General features: G+C 60.3%; 15 protein-coding genes. 8 read left to right on the forward strand and 7 right to left on the reverse strand.

Annotated elements, in window-relative coordinates; translation table 11 throughout:
* Nucleotides 1-186: 186 nt before the first annotated feature.
* From V9T28_RS09860 to V9T28_RS09880, 5 genes are all read left to right on the forward strand, one after another.
* Complete coding sequence (locus tag V9T28_RS09860; RefSeq protein WP_116398796.1) at nucleotides 187-1,047, forward strand: metal ABC transporter solute-binding protein, Zn/Mn family; 861 nt, start codon at nucleotides 187-189, stop codon at nucleotides 1,045-1,047.
* Nucleotides 1,044-1,892, forward strand: a complete 849-nt coding sequence (locus V9T28_RS09865) for a metal ABC transporter ATP-binding protein (protein WP_116398797.1) — start codon at nucleotides 1,044-1,046, stop codon at nucleotides 1,890-1,892. The genes V9T28_RS09860 and V9T28_RS09865 overlap by 4 nt, the downstream gene beginning before the upstream one ends.
* Nucleotides 1,893-1,902: 10 nt before the next feature.
* Nucleotides 1,903-2,670, forward strand: coding sequence for a metal ABC transporter permease (locus tag V9T28_RS09870; RefSeq protein WP_199499937.1), 768 nt, complete (start codon nucleotides 1,903-1,905; stop codon nucleotides 2,668-2,670).
* Between the two features lie 384 nt (nucleotides 2,671-3,054).
* Complete coding sequence (locus V9T28_RS09875) at nucleotides 3,055-5,745, forward strand: EAL domain-containing protein (protein ID WP_116398799.1); 2,691 nt, start codon at nucleotides 3,055-3,057, stop codon at nucleotides 5,743-5,745.
* Nucleotides 5,746-5,772: 27 nt separating this feature from the next.
* Nucleotides 5,773-5,901 carry an ester cyclase gene (locus tag V9T28_RS09880; protein ID WP_116398800.1) on the forward strand — a complete coding sequence of 43 codons (129 nt, stop codon included), beginning with the start codon at nucleotides 5,773-5,775 and terminating at the stop codon, nucleotides 5,899-5,901.
* Here the strand turns inward: V9T28_RS09880 and amrS are convergent.
* Complete coding sequence (gene amrS, locus V9T28_RS09885; RefSeq protein ID WP_116398801.1) at nucleotides 5,898-6,971, reverse strand: AmmeMemoRadiSam system radical SAM enzyme; 1,074 nt, start codon at nucleotides 6,969-6,971, stop codon at nucleotides 5,898-5,900. The two genes, V9T28_RS09880 and amrS, sit on opposite strands and share 4 nt — an antisense overlap.
* 84 nt (nucleotides 6,972-7,055) lie before the next feature.
* On the opposite strand from amrS, the gene amrB reads away from it, so the two are divergent.
* Nucleotides 7,056-8,480, forward strand: a complete 1,425-nt coding sequence (amrB, locus tag V9T28_RS09890) for an AmmeMemoRadiSam system protein B (protein ID WP_158554683.1) — start codon at nucleotides 7,056-7,058, stop codon at nucleotides 8,478-8,480.
* Nucleotides 8,481-8,495: 15 nt separating this feature from the next.
* Here amrB and V9T28_RS09895 read toward each other — a convergent pair whose 3' ends face one another.
* Together V9T28_RS09895 and mazG are read right to left on the reverse strand one after the other, a co-directional pair.
* A complete protein-coding gene (locus V9T28_RS09895; protein WP_116398803.1) occupies nucleotides 8,496-9,053 on the reverse strand; it encodes a TetR/AcrR family transcriptional regulator in 558 nt (185 codons plus the stop codon).
* Nucleotides 9,054-9,170: 117 nt separating this feature from the next.
* Nucleotides 9,171-9,992: a nucleoside triphosphate pyrophosphohydrolase gene (gene mazG, locus V9T28_RS09900; protein ID WP_116398804.1), complete on the reverse strand. Its 822-nt coding sequence runs from the start codon at nucleotides 9,990-9,992 to the stop codon at nucleotides 9,171-9,173.
* A gap of 258 nt (nucleotides 9,993-10,250) precedes the next feature.
* Here mazG and V9T28_RS09905 point away from each other — a divergent pair, with 258 nt between their 5' ends.
* Nucleotides 10,251-10,853: a gamma carbonic anhydrase family protein gene (locus tag V9T28_RS09905; protein WP_116398805.1), complete on the forward strand. Its 603-nt coding sequence runs from the start codon at nucleotides 10,251-10,253 to the stop codon at nucleotides 10,851-10,853.
* Nucleotides 10,854-10,913: 60 nt separating this feature from the next.
* Here V9T28_RS09905 and V9T28_RS09910 read toward each other — a convergent pair whose 3' ends face one another.
* From V9T28_RS09910 to V9T28_RS09920, 3 genes are all read right to left on the reverse strand, one after another.
* Nucleotides 10,914-11,585 carry a cold-shock protein gene (locus V9T28_RS09910; protein WP_116398806.1) on the reverse strand — a complete coding sequence of 224 codons (672 nt, stop codon included), beginning with the start codon at nucleotides 11,583-11,585 and terminating at the stop codon, nucleotides 10,914-10,916.
* Nucleotides 11,586-11,842: 257 nt separating this feature from the next.
* Nucleotides 11,843-12,406 carry a hypothetical protein gene (locus tag V9T28_RS09915; protein ID WP_339071853.1) on the reverse strand — a complete coding sequence of 188 codons (564 nt, stop codon included), beginning with the start codon at nucleotides 12,404-12,406 and terminating at the stop codon, nucleotides 11,843-11,845.
* 128 nt (nucleotides 12,407-12,534) lie between these two features.
* On the reverse strand, nucleotides 12,535-12,966 hold the full coding sequence (locus V9T28_RS09920; RefSeq protein ID WP_245423849.1) for a MarR family winged helix-turn-helix transcriptional regulator: 432 nt from the start codon (nucleotides 12,964-12,966) through the stop codon (nucleotides 12,535-12,537).
* Nucleotides 12,967-13,054: 88 nt separating this feature from the next.
* Between V9T28_RS09920 and V9T28_RS09925 the strand changes: the two genes are divergently transcribed.
* Nucleotides 13,055-13,537 (forward strand): cupin domain-containing protein, encoded by a 483-nt coding sequence (locus tag V9T28_RS09925; protein WP_116398808.1) that lies wholly within the window; start codon nucleotides 13,055-13,057, stop codon nucleotides 13,535-13,537.
* Nucleotides 13,538-13,725: 188 nt separating this feature from the next.
* On the opposite strand, the gene V9T28_RS09930 is transcribed toward V9T28_RS09925, so the two are convergent.
* On the reverse strand, nucleotides 13,726-14,529 hold the full coding sequence (locus V9T28_RS09930) for an MBL fold metallo-hydrolase (RefSeq protein ID WP_116398809.1): 804 nt from the start codon (nucleotides 14,527-14,529) through the stop codon (nucleotides 13,726-13,728).

Raw genomic sequence — 14,529 nt, forward strand, 5'->3', positions numbered from 1 at the left:
TCACTCAAGCCACCATAGCAATGTCGAATACAATTCCTAAACTTCCTCAGGCATCAACGGGGTAAGACGACATCTATTTGGGCATGAAAACGGATGATACAAATAGCCGCTTGTCACGTGTTATAATATAACATAACGTCCCTTTCACCGCGCCGACTGTACGGCCGTTTCGGAGACGTTTAACTCATGCGCTACACCCATATCGCTGCTGCCCTTGGATTCTGCCTGTTGGCGAGCCCGACTTTGGCCGACCCCGTTAAAGTGGTGGCGGCTGAGAATTTTTATGGCGATTTGGCTAGTCAGATCGGCGGCACGCATGTGGCTGTGACCAGCATCCTCTCCAACCCGGATCAAGACCCGCATCTATTCGAGGCGAGCGCCTCGACGGCGAAGGATCTGGCGAATGCGCAATTGGTCATCATCAATGGCGTCGATTACGACCCCTGGATGGAAAAGCTGCTCAAGGCCAATAAGGCGCCGCAGCGCAAGGAGGTCCTCGTCGCGACGCTCGTCGGGCACAAGACCGGCGACAATCCGCATTTATGGTACGATCCGGCCTATATGAAGGCGGCGGCTACCTCGGTCGCGGCGAAGCTGGCCGAAATCGATCCCGCGAACAAGGCCGAATATGAGAGCAACGTCAAAGCGTTCGACGCTTCGCTGAAGCCGCTGGAAGACAAGATCGCCGCGCTGCGCCAAAAATATGCCGGCCAGAAAGTCGCCGCTTCGGAGCCCGTTTTCGGCTATATGGCGGGGCGGATCGGACTGCATATCGGCGAGGAGCAATTCGCCCTCGCGGTGATGAACAACACCGAGCCATCGGCGTCCGAAGTTGCCGGCTTCGAGCGCGATCTCAAAGAGCGCAAAGTGAAGGTCATGCTGTTCAACGCGCAAGCCTCCGAGCCTGCGGTCCAGCGTCTCGTCGAAATGGCGAAGGACAATCAAATTCCGATCGTCGGCGTCTCGGAAACCGAGCCGGCCGGCAAGACCTACCAGGAATGGATGTTGAGTCAGCTCGACGCGTTGGATAAAGCATTGGCGCAATGAGCGCGTTACAATTCGATCACGTGTCGATCGCTTTAGGTGGTCGGCACATTCTCAAGGACGTTTCCTTTGCCATCGAGCAGGGGGAGTTCATCGGCATGCTCGGCGCCAATGGCGCCGGCAAGACGACCCTCATGCGCGCGACTTTGGGCCTCATTCCGCTCGCGGCCGGCAAAATTGCGATACTCGAGGCAGGGACGTCCTACGGCAATGCGGCGATTGGCTACATGCCGCAAAATCGCGGCAACTTCATCAACCTGCATCTCAAGGGCTACGACATTATCGCGAGCGCCGCGGGCGGCGGCGGTTGGGGGCTGCCGCGGCTTGACGCGGCGACTCGCAAGGAGATCGATTGGGCACTCGACCTCGTCGATGCCCGCGATCTTGCCCGCCTCGCGCTGAATGAGCTGTCCGGCGGCCAGCGCCAGAGGCTGCTTCTGTCCCAAGCGTTGCTGGGCAAGCCGAAGCTGCTGCTGCTCGATGAGCCGCTCATCAGTCTCGACCCATCGCACCAGCATGGTGTCGTCGAGCTCGTGAAGCGGCTGCGCGACGAGCTGCACCTTGCAATTATCTTCAGCGCACACGAGCTCAATCCGCTGATCAATGTGATCGACCGGGTGCTCTATCTGGGCGGCGGCAACGCGGCACTCGGCACTGTCGATGAAGTCATCACGGGTCCCGTGCTTTCGAAGCTTTACGGGACCGAAATCGAAGTCGTGCGGATCAAGAACCGCGTCTTCGTCATGGCCGGCGATGTCGAAGTGGAGCGCGACGCGCATCTGCACGAGCACGAAGACGCGGGCCACGGCCATCATCACGACCACCATAATCACGGTGCCCATGCTTGAATATGATTTCATGCGGACCGCCTTTGCCGCCTCCGGCATTGTCGCGCTGCTCGCCGGCACCGTCGGTTTCTTCCTCGTCCTGCGCGGCCAGACCTTCGCCGGTCACGCGCTGTCGCATGTGGGCTTCACCGGCGCGACCGGCGCGATTCTCTTCGGCGTATCGCCGCTCGCCGGCCTCGTGGCCTTCTCCATAGCGGCCGGTTTCGGCATGGGATTACTTGGAGAAAAGCTGGCGGAACGAGACGTTGCGATCGGCATGATCTTGTCCATCGCCTTGGGCTTCGGGCTGCTGTTCCTGCATTTCTATACGTCCTTCGCCGCGCAGGCGACGGCGCTGCTGTTCGGCAACGTGCTCGGAGTCGATTTGGAGGCTCTCATCTCACTGACGCTGCTCGCGATCGTCTGTGCGCTGGCGCTCGCCTGCATCAGCCGCCCCTTGATGTTCGCCTCACTGCAAAGCGAACTGGCCGAGGCACGTGGCGTGCCGCTGCGCCTCGTCTCGACGATCTTTCTGATGATCGTCGCCGTGGCGGTCGCCGAAAGCGCGCAGATCGTCGGCATCCTGCTCGTCTTCACGCTCATGGTGGGGCCGGCCGCGGCGGCGATGGGCTTTACGACGCGGCTCTATGGCGCAGTGGCCTTGTCGGCGGCGCTTGCCCTGCTGGAGGCTTGGGGTGGCTTGACCCTGGCCTATTACTCCGACTGGCCGGTAAGCTTCTGGATCACCGCTCTGTCCGGCACCATCTACTTTGCCAGCCTGATCAAACGGCGAGTATGACCAGCTCCAGCTCATCGACCAAACTCAACGCATGCCGACAATAGATCTCTCGAATATCCACCGAAGCTATATCGTAGGTGGTTGATCTGGCCTGATGTTGTATGTATATTTGTGGGCTATATGTGTAGGCGCCCGGCCGGCAAACGGCCGATAGGCGAGGGGGGAATTGGCCTGATCTAGACTCGGGTCTGATCGGCATCAATATTTTGAGCATGATTGGAGTTTCCTGGTGATCTGGTTCCTCCTGCTGATGGCGCTCATCGGGTTCATTGCGGCCTTTGTCCCGCTCAGTTGGATCTCTCTGTCCTTGATAGAATGCGTTCTCGTGCCTGTGGGAGTGGCGGTCCGATGTGTTCACCGGGCCGTTGGGTCGGAGGGCGCTGTATGAATGTTCATCCGAAGGGGAGGCACGCCGAAAGCTCAGAGAATGCTAGGCTGGTCGAGCTGCTGCGCGCAGTTACGGACGCACATGAGACGGCGCTCCGTGAGCGTGACGCCACGAACATACAATTGCGGGCGCAGGCGCTGCGCTATCAAACGGCGGTAGACAGGATCCCGCAGGGCGTCTGCTTTTTCGACTCCTCGGCCCGGCTGATTCTGTGCAACCGGCGCTACGCCGAAATCTACCGGCTTACCATCGACCAGGTTCGCCCCGGAGCTAGCCTGCGCGAGATCGCCGAACGTCGCGCCGCCGCCGGCACGTCCCCGATGGCGGTCGACGACTATTTGGCCCATTGCGAGGCCGTTAACATCGGCTCGGATGCCAAGACCTGGATCTGTTCCCTGAAGGACGGGCGGACCATCGAGATCGAGCACCAACCCATGCCCGATGGCGGCTGGGTCTCGACGCACGAGGACATCACCGAACGGCAACTCTATCGCGATGTCGCCGATCAGCGGATTTCGCTGCAAGCGCTGATCAACCTGGTGCCGGACTATCTCTGGGTCAAGGACACGCACAGCCGCTTCGTCGTCGCCAATCGGGCGCTCGCGAGGGATTGGGGGCGGGATCGGACGAGCGACATGATCGGCCTGTCCGACTTTGATATTCATACCGCCGAGAATGCCAGAGTTTTTCGCGCCCGTGAGGAGCTGATCCTGCGCACCGGCGAGCCGATGGTCGACGAAGAGGAATTGATCGTCGACGCGTCGGGGACGATGAAGTGGATTCTGTCAACGAAGGTACCGCTGCGCAACGAACGCAACGAAATCGTCGGCTTGGTCGGCATCGCGCATGACATCACAACCCGCAAGCTCGCCGACGCGTTGCGCGACGGCCAGGCGGAAATACTCGAAATGATCGCGACCAACGCGCCGCTGGAGGCTGTGCTCGATCGTCTGGTGCGGCTCGTCGAATCGCAGTTGACGGGTATCCGCGGATCGATCCTGCTGCTGGGTGAGGACGGCCTCCATTTGCGACACGGCGCCGCGCCGAGCATGCCGCCGACCTATCGCGCCATGGCCGATGCGCAGGCGATTGGCCCGAGCACCACCTCGTCGGGGATCGCCGTCTATCGGCGCGAGACCGTCGTCGTGGCGGACGTCCGGCAGGATCGGGGATGGGATGCCGTTCGCGATTACGCCGAGGAACATCAGATCCGCTCGTCCTGGTCGATGCCGATCTTGTCGCATCAGGGTCAGAGCCTCGGCGCACTCGCCTTGTACTCGGCATCAGTGCGCCAACCCACGGAGTCCGAATTGCGGTTGGCTGATGTCACGACTCGGATCGCCGGCATCGCGATCGAGCGCAAGCTCGCCGATGACCGCATCCAGTTCATGGCCAATCACGACGCCCTCACCGGGCTACCCAATCGGGCGCTGCTCAAGGATCGGCTCGATCAAGCGATTCTAATCGCCAAGCGATACGATCGCTGCGCAACTGTGGCTTTCGTCGATGTCGACAATTTCAAGACCATCAACGACAGTCTCGGGCACAGGGCAGGCGACGAGTTGCTGAAGATCGTCGCCAAGCGGATGGTCGACTGCGTCAGGGTTTCGGACACCGTGGCGCGGCTCGGCGGCGACGAATTCGTCGTCCTGCTGTTCGATCAAGCCAAAGACTCGCCTGGAGTCGCCGAGGCGTTGACACGCCTTCATTTGGCGATTGCCGCGCCGATCGAACTCGACGGCCACCAGCTGCGCGTCACCAGCAGCATCGGCGTTGCATCCTATCCTGAGGACGGCGACGCCGCGGACGCGCTGCTCGCCAACGCCGACGCCGCGATGTACCGCGCCAAAGCAGATGGCCGCAACACCTACGCCTTTTACACCCCGGATCTTAACAAGCGCGTTCGGGAAAAGCTGCAGCTCCAGGAGGACCTGCGCAACGCCCTCGATCGGCGCGAGTTCGTTTTGTTCTATCAGCCACAGGTAGATCTGCGCACCGACCGCGTCTTTGCGGTTGAGGCGCTCATTCGCTGGAACCATCCGACGCGCGGTTTGCTTCCGCCGATGACGTTCATCCCGATTGCCGAGGAAAGCGGCCTGATCATGCCGATCGGCGAATTGGCTCTGCGCGAAGCCTGTCGTCAGAACAAGGCATGGCAGGACAGCGGCGCGGCGCCGATAACCGTATGCGTGAACGTCTCCACGCGGCAATTCCGGGACAAGGAATTGGTCAATGTTGTCGCGGACGCTCTCCGTGAATCCGGCCTCGAGGCGAGATATCTTGAGCTTGAGGTGACGGAAAGCCTGTTGATGCGCGACATCGACGAGGCGCTCGCGACGATGAAGGCGCTGCAGACCTTGGGCGTCGGGCTCGCCATCGATGATTTCGGCACCGGCTACTCGAGCCTCGCGGCGCTCAAGTCGTTTCCGGTCGTCAGGCTGAAGATCGACAAGTCGTTCATCCGCGATCTGCCAAACGACGAACACGATCGGGCCGTCACGACCGCCGTAATCTCGCTCGGTCAGAAGCTCAATCTTAGGGTCATCGCCGAGGGCGTCGAGACGCCGGATCAGGTCGCCTTCCTGCGTGAGCATCAGTGCGACGAAATGCAGGGCTATCAGTTCAGCAAGCCGATTCCGGCCTCCGATCTCGAAGCGCTTCTCAAGCGGCATGCCGCCCCGCGTTAGAGCGCGCCCCGCTCGCCGAGAGGAGCGTTGTTTGGCCTCCCGGCCATCGGCAGGAGGGCTCAGTTTACCGGAAACGTCTTCTACGAATTTCTGGACGAACCGATCAGAAATGTCTGGTCAATTATCGATCAGCCAGCCATCGCAGCTCAGCTCTAGGCAAAAGTTTCGATGTCCACCGGCAGACGCCGCGAGCCCCAATTGCCGGCCGTCTGCGCGTAGACGCCGGGCAATTTCGTACCGCAGGCGGGGCAGGCGCCCTCCGGCGTCAGGCGATAGTCCTTGATCGTATAGGACGCCCGGCGGATCAGTTCCGTCCCGCATGCGCTGCAGATCGAGCTCTGGCGCGCCACATCCGTATAATTGCCGATATAGACGTGGCGCAGGCCATTGTGCAGCGCCTGCGCCCGCGCCCGGTCGAGGGTCGCCTTGGGCGTGGGCGGGTGATCCATCATGCGATAATCGGGATGGAAGGCCGTGAAATGCAAGGGCACGTCAGGGCCGATTTCGCGCCGGAGCCACTTGGTCATGGCATCCACTTCCTCGGCGCTGTCGTTTTCGCCCGGGATCAGCAGGGTCGTGATCTCCAACCAGACCGGCGTCTCGTGTCTCAGATAGAGCAAAGTGTCCTGCACATCGGCAAGATGCGAGGCCGTGCGCCGATAGTAGAATTGTTCGGTAAAGCCCTTCAGGTCGACGTTCGCCGCATCGATATGGGCATAGAATTCCGCCCGCGGCTTGGGCCGCATATAGCCGGCCGTCACTGAGACCGATTTGATGTCATGGGCGCGGCACTCTTGCGCCACATCCATGGCATATTCGAAGAAAATCACCGGATCGTTGTAGGTATAGGCCACCGAGCGGCAGCCCAGGTGTCGCGCGGCGCGCGCAATCACTTGCGGAGAGGCGCGCTGCGCCGACGTGTCGACCTCCCGGCTTTTTGAGATTTCATGGTTCTGGCAGAAAGCGCAGGCCAGATTGCACCCGGCCGTGCCGAACGACAGAACCGCCGAACCCGGCAAAAAATGAAACAGCGGCTTCTTTTCGATCGGATCGACGCAGAAACCGGACGACAGGCCATAGGTCGTCAAAACCATATGGCCGTCGATATTTTGCCGGACATAGCACAGGCCGCGCTGTCCAGGCGCCAGCTTGCAGTCGCGCGGACAGACCTCGCAGGCGATGCGGCCGTCGGGCAGGGGCCGCGTGTAATGATCGACCAAACGCATCGGCTCGTCACTTTTGGCGGACTTTTCACCTTGTTTGCATTATAGAGGAGGGGAGACGAACGCGCCACGTAATGATCGATGCCGATGGATACGATCTCGATTTCTTCGGTTCATCCGCCGCAGGTCGCCGGCAGTTTTTATCCGGCGACCGCCGCCGCTCTGACCCGGCACATCGACCGCGCTTGGCAGGCATCGCGCAGCGTAGGATTGCACGCAAAAATGGCCGTCGTGCCCCATGCCGGCATCGTCTATTCGGGCGCCGTTGCCGCAAGCGCATTGCGCGCATTCGACCGGCCGGAGCGGATCAAACGTCTGGTGATTTTGGGACCCGCGCACCGGGTGCTGCTGCGTGGCATCGCGCTGCATCCGGCGCAAGCCTTCGCGACGCCTCTGGGGGAGGTGCCGGTCGCCTGGCGGGATATGGCATCGTTGCGCGCGCTCGATGACGTGCGCGTTGATGCCACGCCTTTCGCGGGCGAGCATTCCCTGGAAATGGTGCTGATCATGGCGCAACGCCTTTTCGGAGATTTTGAAATCATTCCTGTGCTGGTCGGGCAGGCCGCTCCCGAATTGGTCGAAGAGATCCTCGCCCGGGTGTGGGGCAACGAAGAGACGGCCATCTGCCTCTCATCCGATCTCTCGCATTTCCTGCGCGACGATGCGGCCCGCGCCCTCGATGCGCAGACCCGCAACCTGATCGAGGCCGGTCACTGGCAGGCGCTCGAGGGCAACAATGCCTGCGGCTATGTGGCTTTGCGCGGCGCGTTGAAGCGTGCGCAGGCGCTGCGCATGCGCGTGACGGGCACCCATTTTACCAATTCGGCGGCGGCGGGCGGCGGAACGGATCGTGTCGTCGGCTATGGCGCCTTCGCCTTCGAATATCCGGGCGTCGCACAATTCGACCAGGACTCCCGGGAGTCCATGCTGTCGGTGGCCGGCGCGGCCCTTCGTTTCGCAGTCGCACGCAATGGCCAGGTGCCGAATATTGTGGCCGGTCCATGCGTTTCGCCGGTGATGACGGCGCAACGTGCGACCTTTGTGACATTGGAGCTTGAGGGCCAATTACGCGGCTGCGTCGGATCGGTCTGGCCGCAGCGGCCCTTGATCGACGATATCGGCGCCAACGCAGTCAAGGCGGGCTTTGCCGACCACCGTTTCGCACGGTTGCCCCCCGATGAACTCGAACGGCTTGTTATCAAGATCTCGGTCCTTTCGCCGCTCGCCCCTCTCACATTTGCCCATGAGAGCGATTTGCTGCGCCAGTTGCAACCGGACCGCGACGGGCTGCTCATTCAGGAAGGGCATACGGCCGCCTTGTTTTTACCAAGCGTCTGGAGCCAGATTCCCGAACCGCGTGATTTTTTGGCCCATCTCAAAATGAAGATGGGAAAGGCGCCGGATCATTGGTCGAGCGCATTGCAGGCATACCGCTTTACGGTCGAGTCCTTTGGCGGGCCGATACCTCCCAATCAGGGGTATCATCTTGACGGGATTTCGATTCAGCCTTGATGCCGCAATCTTTCCTTAAATGAGGCAAAGGTTCCGTAGGTGCTCGACGTTGCGGACGAAAATGCCGGCGTCATTCATGCTGCGCGCCAGCACAAGGCTACCTTGGATAGAGGCAATGACATTCTCGCTGACAAACCGCGCCTCGCCGTTGGGAATGTCCTTGCGGGCCAAGGTTTGGCTCAGCGCCTCGATCCAGCGGCTGAAATAGGCCTTGATGGCGGCGGCAAATTTGTCGCGCGTCGCATCGAGCGCGAAGGCGCCCAAAAGGCAGACCCGCTGGCCGGATTGAAAATAGGCGATGACGGCGTCGAAAACCCGGTTGATGGCGGTATCCGGATCGGCAGGGTCGCGCAAGGGCGCAAAAATATTCTGCTCAAACCACACATCGATATTGGCGAGCACGACCTCCGCCATCTCGGCTTTGCCGTTCGGAAAGAAATGGTACAGGCTGCCTTTGCCGAGGCCTGTCGCCTCCGTAATGGCGGAAATGCTGACACCCTCGTAGCCGAGGTTGCGGAAAAGCTCCGTCAGGGCAGGGATCACATCCTGCCGTTCATGAAAAACCCGTGCCATGACGAATCCCTTGGCGGATTATGAGTCGTGCTCACAACCTGATGGGCCAAAGTGTCGAGCGCAAGGCATAATGGCTGCAACTGACAGGAAAGATATGTGCCGCCGTCTTTGGCGCGATCACTCGGCCGCTTTAGCCGCGTTCCAAAGCGCATCCATTTCTTCGAGGCTGGCCTCGTCCAATGTCCGTCCTCGATCGTGCAGGGCCATTTCGATAAAGGCGAAGCGGCGTTCGAATTTGGCATTGGTGCCGCGCAAAGCCGCCTCGGGATCGACCTGGACGTGCCGGGCGAGATTGGCGACGGCAAAGAGCAGGTCGCCGATCTCTTCCTGGATATGCGCCTGATCGGCGCCATCCAGCGCCTGCTCGATCTCGCCAGTCTCCTCGCGGATCTTGTCGAGCACCAGGCGCGCGTCGTTCCAATCGAATCCGACCGTGGAGGCCTTTTGCTGCAATTTGACTGCACGCGTCAGGCCGGGCAGGGCGTGCGGAACGCCGTCGAGGTGCCCTTTGGCCGGCTCAGGCGGCAGATTGGACGCGCTCCGGGCGGTGGCCCTGTCGGCTTTTTCCGCTTGCTTGATCTTGCCCCAGAGTGCCTTGACGTCATCCGGCGTGAGATCCTTGGTGTCGCCGAAAACATGCGGGTGGCGCCGGATCAATTTCGTGGTAATGGCCTCTACGACCCCGCCGAAGTCGAAGAGATCCTGTTCGCGCGCCATCTGCGCGTGAAACACAACTTGCAGCAGCAGATCGCCAAGTTCGTCGCGCAAATCGACAAAATCGTTGCGTTCGATCGCTTCTGCGACCTCGTAAGCCTCCTCGATTGTATAGGGCGCGATGGACGCGAAATTCTGCTCCAAATCCCAGGGGCAGCCCGTGCCGGGCGTCCGCAAGGCCTGCATGATATCGAGCAGCCGCTGGATATCGCGAGAAGGTTCCATCTCGGTCCGCGCAGGTTCCGAATATTTGCAAACTGAAGACATGACGTGAGGCTCCGATAATGCCGCGCATCGATACGAGAAAAGCTTAAGAATCTGGCCGATTTAAAGTGTAGGGGGTGGATCGGTGCCGGGCAATTGCGTGCCGTCATTTTACGGTGGATCCCGCGGCCGGTTGGGACGGACCTATGCGCAGCGTGCGCTGGACCACCCCAACCCATTCTTGCATTGTCCTGTGACGAACGACCGCGCGAGGCGATAATGATTTTGACCTACGGCAACCAAATACCGCGGATCAGCCCCGATGCATGGGTCGCCGCGGATGCGAGCGTGAGCGGCGACGTCACCATTGGGCCGGGCGCGCGGATCATGCACGGTGCCCGCATTATTGCGGAATCAGGCGGCTCGATCACAATCGGCCGCAATTGTATCGTGCTTGAAAACGCAGTGATCAGGGCGACATCAAGCCATCCTTGCCGGATTGGCGATCATTGTCTGATCGGGCCGAACAGCCATGTGGTCGGCGCCGACATCGCCGATGAAGTGTTCGTTGCGACCGGCGCCTCGATCTTTCATGGCGCATCGGTGGGTGAGGGAGCCGAGATCAGGATCAATGGAATCGTGCATTTGCGCAGCCGGCTTGCCGCAGGTGCTACGGTTCCGATCGGCTGGGTCGCAGTTGGCGATCCGGCCGAAATTCTCTCGCCGGATCGGCACGACGAGATTTGGGCCAAGCAAAAACCGCTCGACTTTCCACAATTTGTCTACGGAATTGATCGCAACACCCCGCATATCATGCGCGAGATCACGGGCCGACTCTCCGCGAAACTCTCACAGCATGGCGATGAAACGGGCAAAAAATAAGCTCCGCCTCGACGGCAAGGTCCAAACCTTGCCGTCGTTGCTGCAATAATTGGCGCTCGATCAGGCGAGGCGCAGTGCCAGAGCTTCGCGGCCCTTCGGCGTATCGACGACGCGCATATGCACGGGCTGGCCTTCCGCCAGGCCCTGGATGCCGGACTGGCCGAGCACCGAAATATGCACGAACACGTCCTTGCCGCCGTCGCTCGACGCCACGAAGCCGAAGCCTTTGGTCTGATCGAACCACTTCACCGTGCCTGACACATCGACTGCCGTCGACGGATCGGGTGCGCGACGCTGCGGACGCGGCCCGTCAAAGCCACCACCGCCACCGCCGCCCGAACGGGGCGGACGCTCCGGTTGCGCCGTGCTCGTGTCGACGGAGAGAACGCGCGTGACCTGCGCGCCCTTTTGGCCTTGGCCGACAATGACCTGCAATTGCGATCCGGGAGGAACCGTCTCGTAGCCCGCTGCCTGCAACGCGCCGATATGCAAGAACGCGTCGCCGGTTCCGTCGCTCAGTTCGACGAAACCAAACCCCTTGTCGCCCTTAAACCACTTGACCGTTGCATCAACGGTCTTACCCGGTGCACCGCCCATATCCGGGCCACCGCCAAATCCGCCGCCGCCAAACGCCGGACGGGGCGGTCTTGGACGAGGCATGTCAAACGGCGACGGCATATCGTCGTCGAATCCACGCTTTCTCGGACCCCGGAAATCTTTACCTTTGCTCATCTGCTGCCTGCTCGTCTCCGCCTGTTTCCAGACGCTTTCCTGCCCGTTCTAATGGAACGGTTTGCTTCCCATGCGTCGGACATTTGCGCAAACGCCATCCAGCGGCGCCCATCACACTTATCCCGCAACGCATCTTGTTACAGGATATCGCGCCACAAGGCTATGGGTTTTCGGTGATGCTGGGACAGAAAAAACACAAAGTGGGTCAATTCTTAAGATTGGCGCAAAGACGGACGATCCGCCGAAGCCGCGGAAGCTCAGTTGAGAGAATTCGAATTACGCAATTTAAACATATAATTATCGGGTCTCAAGACGGCTGCAATACGCGCATTGTCGCAAATGTTCGGTGAAAATGGACTGCTGTTTCTCGTTTGTCTCCAGCTTGCCGTATGTTCGCCCGAAATCTCGTGCGGTTGGGCCTGGCGGCGGGCAGGATCTACGATTGGCGATTTCGAAACGCAGTTTTTTATTTCACACCTTTTGCGGTTCTCCAGAAAGGCGCGGAACGCCTGCAGATCGGCGAGTTCATGCCCGGCCTGGGTGAGAAAAATACCGCGGTAGGGGCGGGAGGTGATGAGTCCCTCACGCTTCAGACGGGCGATGCTTTTAAGAGCGGTTGGGTGCGTCACGCCGAGGCGACCGGCGATTTCAGTTGCCCGCGCCTCTCCACTTGCGGCGATCAGATCAGCGATCAGTTCGACATAATCTTCGATCAATGCGGTGGAACGCGCCGTACGGGCTTGCCGGAAACGCTGCGCCTGCGTTGGCTCCTCCGGCACGGCGAAGGGCACCGTGGTAGCGCTCGCTGTCGTTTTTTTCACGCACAAAGCTCCCTGCACGCCGGCTGAGGGCCTTAGCTCGAACGAGTCCGCTCCACTCACCTTGCTCCACTTTATATCCTTACGCGCGAGAATTTTCCTAATTTCCCCCCTGACCAATCTGACGCGCCTCAGCGAACGAGTGGTGTATCCCAGAGGTCGCCGAGCAGCACCTTCAGCTCAGAAAAGCGTTGCTCGCCAAGCTCCTCGGCCCATTCGCGCTCGATATCCATCAGGACGTCGACCATCTTCTGGTATACCGCGCGGCCGCGGTCGGTGAAATGGACAACCGTCCCGCCACCATCATCGGGCGCGGCGCTGCGGGTGATATAGCCCATCCCTTCCAGCGTCTTCAGCAACTGGTTCATGGCCTGCTTGCTCATGGCGGCGCGTTCGGCAAGTGCGCTCGGCCGAACGCCATCCGGGCCAGGATATTGGATCACCGCCATATGCGGCGGGCTCAGATCCTCGAATCCAGATGCCCTGAGTTCTCTGATCAGTTTGCGGTGGATCGCCATGGCGGGTACGCGCAGCAGCGCGCCGATCAGAGGGGGCTTTTGCACCGGATTTTCCGTGGATAGCAGCATTGACATTTCGGTAAACTGAGTTTACTCAATATAGTAAATTCAATTTACCACATGGGAGGATGCAATGCTAGACAACGCAGACCTGGTTCGCATCAATCCAGCGGACGAAACATTCAGCCACGAGGGAGTTGTCGTGCGCTTCCTGCTCACCGGCAAAGTGTCCAATGGCAGCATCGCGGCCTTCGAGGTGACGGTGCCCGGTTCGAAGCGTCTGCTTGCCCCGGCCCACAGCCACGACCGTTTTGAGGAAACCATCTACGGGGTCGAGGGAACGCTGACCTGGACCGTCGACGGTCACCAGCACGATGTCAGCCCAGGGCAGGCGCTGTGTATTCCGCGCGGGGCAGTCCATCGTTTCGACAATAATGGCGCCAACACCGCCAAGGTGCTCTGCGTGGTAACGCCGGCGGCAATCGGTCCGGAATATTTTCGCGAGGCCTTTGCCGTGCTCAACGCGGCCGCCGGCGATCCACCGGACCGCACAAAGATGATGGAAATCATGCTCCGGCACGGCCTCACGCCAGCACCGCCGTTACCGCAAACTTGATCCTTGTGCGGCGGCTCAACCGCGGAAACTCCAAGCGGCACTGGGGGCGGCAGGACTATGTATATAACTCAACCGATCTTGAAGCAGCTCGGTTCTATGGGCTATGTTCGCATAATGTATATTATGGAACCAAAATTAGCATGAAACAATCCTCGTGTCGTGACGTATTCCGATTAAATTCCAAAATGTTATGACGTAATTCTCATCCCGTCATAAGCCACATCGACATAAGCTGGAAGCTCGCGTTTCAACGTCGCATAATCGAGATCGATGTGCATGTTGGTCAGGATCGCCTGTTTGGGCTTGAGCCGATCGATCCAGTCCAGGGATTCGCTGAGCGACAAATGACTGGGATGCGGCGTGTAACGCAACGCGTCGATGATCCAGCAGTCGAGCCCGGTCAACGCGTCGAGGCTTTCGTCCGGAATGCCGTTCAGATCCGGCGTATAGGCAATATTGCCAAACCGAAACCCCAGTGCGTCGACTTCGCCGTGGAACAAGCGAAACGGCAAGGCTTCGATCGCGCCGCCGCTTCCTTCCACGCGGCACTTGCGACCGGGCGTCAAGCGCCGATCAACCAGCAGCGGCGAATACAGGCTGCCTTCGGGCGTCCGGAAAATATAGGAAAAATTGTTCAGGACGATCTTGGCCGTGGGCTCATCCATATGCACGTCGATCTGGCTGCCGCGCTGGAGGACCAATGGACGCACATCGTCGATCCCATGGATATGGTCGGCGTGCGCATGGGTGAGCAGAACCGCATCGAGATGCATCAGGCCGACGCCAAGCAGCTGCTCGCGTAAATCCGGCGACAGGTCGATGAGCACGCTGGTTCTGCCGCCGGTCACTGGATCGTCCCGTTCGACCAGCATCGAGCAGCGCCGGCGGCGGTTTTTCGGATTGGCGGGATCGCAAGCGCCCCAGCCACTCGGCCCGACACGCGGCACGCCGCCTGATGAGCCACAGCCGAGGATGGTGAATGTAACGCTCAT

Origin of the sequence: Methylovirgula sp. 4M-Z18 (assembly GCF_037890675.1) — a bacterium.
Classification (GTDB): Bacteria; Pseudomonadota; Alphaproteobacteria; order Rhizobiales; family Beijerinckiaceae; genus 4M-Z18.